Annotated in this window: 5 protein-coding genes; 4 read left to right on the forward strand and 1 reads right to left on the reverse strand. The window is 51.1% G+C overall.

From position 1 onward, the window contains the following. Both Q0294_RS23130 and queF read left to right on the forward strand, forming a co-directional pair. A partial coding sequence (locus Q0294_RS23130; RefSeq protein WP_299470214.1) for a DUF5009 domain-containing protein occupies positions 1 to 1,088 on the forward strand: 1,088 nt, incomplete at its 5' end. A gap of 110 nt (positions 1,089 to 1,198) precedes the next feature. Beyond that, the gene (queF, locus tag Q0294_RS23135; RefSeq protein ID WP_299470216.1) at positions 1,199 to 1,567 is read left to right on the forward strand and encodes a preQ(1) synthase; all 369 of its coding nucleotides are present in this window, start codon (positions 1,199 to 1,201) and stop codon (positions 1,565 to 1,567) included. 1 nt (position 1,568) lies between these two features. Here queF and Q0294_RS23140 read toward each other — a convergent pair whose 3' ends face one another. Then, positions 1,569 to 2,432, reverse strand: coding sequence for an FCD domain-containing protein (locus Q0294_RS23140; protein ID WP_299470218.1), 864 nt, complete (start codon positions 2,430 to 2,432; stop codon positions 1,569 to 1,571). Positions 2,433 to 2,799: 367 nt separating this feature from the next. On the opposite strand from Q0294_RS23140, the gene Q0294_RS23145 reads away from it, so the two are divergent. Continuing rightward, positions 2,800 to 3,201, forward strand: a complete 402-nt coding sequence (locus Q0294_RS23145) for a hypothetical protein (RefSeq protein WP_299470220.1) — start codon at positions 2,800 to 2,802, stop codon at positions 3,199 to 3,201. A 9-nt stretch (positions 3,202 to 3,210) separates the two neighbouring features. Further along, positions 3,211 to 3,415 (forward strand): hypothetical protein (locus tag Q0294_RS23150; protein ID WP_299470222.1); only part of this gene is annotated, 205 nt, incomplete at its 3' end.

Consider the following 3,415-nt stretch of genomic DNA (forward strand, 5'->3'; position numbering starts at 1 on the left):
AGCCCTCTTTTATGTTCATGGTCGGCGTTTCGATGCCCTTCTCCGTCCGCAAACGCAGGCAAAAGGGGGATTCCACGTTTCGTATCTGGATGCATGCGATTTTTCGCGCGGTCCTGCTGGTTGTACTGGGGCTCTTTTTATCGTCTCAGTCCGGTCCGCAGATCAATTTTACGTTTGCCAATGTACTGTGCCAGATCGGCCTGGGATATCTGTTTGTGTTCTTTTACGTTAATCGTGCCCTCGTCACTCAGTTGCTGGGCGCAGTGACAATTCTGGGAGGGTACTGGTTTTTCTTTTACCAGTATGCGCCCCCGGCAGAACAACTGACGGAAGTGCAGGCTTATCTGCAGGAAGTCAAACATCAGGACGCGGCGGAATGGTCGCAGTTTTCCGGGATCGGCAGTGCCTGGAATAAACACACGAACGCCGCCGCCGCCGTTGATCGGCAGTTGCTCAATCGGTTCCCCCGCTACGAAGAACCGTTTCTCGGACAGAAATTCTGGGTGAATTCGGGCGGATATCAGACGCTGAATTTCATTCCTTCGATTGCCACGATGCTGTTCGGCCTGATGGCGGGTTCACTGCTGATTTCGAATCGCCTGGAGAAAATGAAAGTCAAATGGCTGCTGCAGGCGGGGTTGATCTGTTTTGTGGTTTCGATGGTCCTGGATACGTCGATCTGGCCCGTGAGGTTTGATCAGTGGGAATGGCATCTGTCGCCGATCGTCAAACGCATCTGGTCCCCCGGCTGGGCGATTTTCAGCGCGGGCTGGGCGTTCTGGTTTCTGGCGGTGTTCTACTGGATCATCGATGTCAAAGGATATAAGAAGTGGGCGTTTCCGTTTGTGGTGGTCGGCATGAATTCCATTGCCATGTATTTTATGGCCCAGCTCATTCGACCCTGGATTCAGAAATCGCTCAAGATTCATTTGACGACTCTCGACGCCGTCACGGGTTGGACGACTACCAACAGTCTGTTCGGCTCTGACTGTCCGTTTACGCCGATCGCACTGTCGGCAGCGGTGCTGTTTGTGTTGTGGCTGATTTGCCTGTTGATGTACCTGCAGCGGATCTTTGTGAAGATTTGAGCCGTTTTGAAGCAAAACCGGGCGTGGGTGCTTGCACGTGCAGCGAGATGCGAATAAAACACGGGCACTGATTAATCACAAGCCGCAATATTCTACAGAAACAAACGACCATGAGTGAAACCGAATCTCCCCGGCATCTGCTGGAAACGTTTGAAAATCCCTATCCGAATCGCGATTACGTGATGGAAACGGTCTGCCCCGAATTCACGTCGGTCTGCCCGAAAACCGGCCAGCCCGATTTCGGCACGCTGTTTATTACCTACATTCCGGATCAGGTCTGTTTCGAACTCAAGTCGTTGAAACTCTATCTGCAGAGCTACCGTAACGTCGGCGCGTTTTATGAAGACGTGACCAACCGCATTCTGGATGATCTGATCGCGGTCACCGATCCCCGCTGGCTGGAACTGCGAGCCGAATTCACTCCCCGGGGAGGCATCAGCAGCACCGTGACGGTCTCGCATTCCAAAGAGGTAGAGTAACTCAGCGTTTTAACTGCGACAAAACCGGGTGATTACTGCGGAGATGGAACTCGAGTTCTTCGCGGGCAGTCGTCCAGTCTTCGTTGAGCAGCGCGGTTAAGATGCGCTGGTGTTGCTGAATTTCCTGGATCGCGGCTTCCCGGACGTTCGATTCCCAGAGGAACAGCAGGTCGAAATAACGGCCGTGCCGATCGAAGAAACTGATGATGTAATAGTTGTCCGACTGTTTGATCAGATATTCGTGCAGGCTGTTGTCGATCTGCAGCGGTTCTTCATCAGTTTGAGGCACCTGATTGCCCGCCAGAATTTTCTGCAGGACCTGCGGATCGAGCCGACCTTTCGCGAGTTCGAGCGCTTTCAGTTCGAGGTCGACACGGACTTCAATGAACGCATCGAGATCGTGCTGATTAAACGACCGCAGTTTCCAGCCGCGACGCGGCACATGTTCCAGCACGCCATCGCCGGCCAGCCGATTGAAGATGTTGCGTAAACTCGAACGACTGATGCCGTATTTCTCCGCAGACGTCGCTTCGCGCAGAAACAGCGATTCCCCTTCGAGACTGATCGCCAGCAGGTCCTCGGTAATACGTCTGAAATGATCTTCGGGGGGCGCGGGCTGGGGAGACAACGCCGCGGTTTTGGCATCGCCGATCTTGTCCTGATTCACATTCAGCCGACGGCTCTTCTCGCGGTAGAGATAACCTTCATCGATCAGTTCATTAATGGCATGATAAATGGGGGTGACACTCACCCGGTAATGATCGGAAAGCGCCGCCAGCGTCAGCGATTCAGGCCGCAGTTCCTCCCGCGACAGCCGCGCGATCAGATCGGCCTTGATATAATTCGTAAGTGTCAAAATCTGCATCGGTATCCCTCGGTGTGATTTTCCTGATCGACACTATAAGTGATATTGGTGACAATGTAAATAGTGGGTGGCGAATCGAATGAACATATCAGCTTAACCAGCCCGCATTATGGGGATATGGCCTAGACTATTTCAGCCTATCTATAATTCTGAGGCGGGCCTAAAGAGATTTTGGCTGGTAGTAAACTAGAATTGAGATTGAAAACGGATAGCGTGACTTGTGCGATTTATGTGGACGTTATTTGCCTCAGGATTGATTCTTTCAACGAGCTGTGGTAATTTAATTACGTGCTAGTGGTACAAACGCGTTCCTTACGGTTCGTGATATTCAATCTAAACTTCGAGTTGGAGTAATAAGGAGGCCAAAATGGTCAAACTTGATTTGCGCAAACTCTCTGCGCCTGTTGAAGCTCTTCGTTCCGATCTTTCCGAAGCCTACAAGCGGCTAGACGCGCAATGGGATGAAATTGAAGCCTGTTTAAAGGCACTACCCATTCCCTGCTCTGTGTCTTACACATACGACCATAACGAGTGGCGTCCAGAAGACTTTTCATGCCTCACGTGGAAAAAATGGAACGGCAAAAAACGTATTTGTATCGAAGTTCATATCTTCGAGCCAGATAATCAGTATTCCGACTACTCAGTCACTACGACTCCATATGACGAATGGAGCGGTGAACAGCGAATCGAGATGCTGAATCATGTTACGGGGTTGTTTGAGGCCGCGGAAAAACAGACGAAATTATTCATCGACAAAACGAAGAATTAGGAGTCATCCATGAATACTTCTGATCTTCCCAATTGGGTTGCGCCATTCTGCTGCGCTACACCCTTTTGTGCCTTGTTGGCATTTTCCGTCTCTCCAGCATTTGGTGCCACCATTAGTACCCCCGGACTTATTTGTTTGATTTTGCTGTGTGGTAGAATCACAGGCTGGGTACTCAACCGGCCGAATCGTCTGCTGCTGAACCGAATTGAGAATC

Source organism: uncultured Gimesia sp., from assembly GCF_937919775.1.
In the GTDB taxonomy this organism is placed as follows: domain Bacteria; phylum Planctomycetota; class Planctomycetia; order Planctomycetales; family Planctomycetaceae; genus Gimesia.

Excerpts from the sequence above, each read along its gene's own strand:
- Q0294_RS23140 (WP_299470218.1), bottom strand. The coding sequence starts at position 2,432 with ATGCAGATTTTGACACTTACGAATTATATCAAGGCCGATCTGATCGCG.
- Q0294_RS23145 (WP_299470220.1), top strand. The coding sequence starts at position 2,800 with ATGGTCAAACTTGATTTGCGCAAACTCTCTGCGCCTGTTGAAGCTCTT.
- queF (WP_299470216.1), top strand. The coding sequence starts at position 1,199 with ATGAGTGAAACCGAATCTCCCCGGCATCTGCTGGAAACGTTTGAAAAT.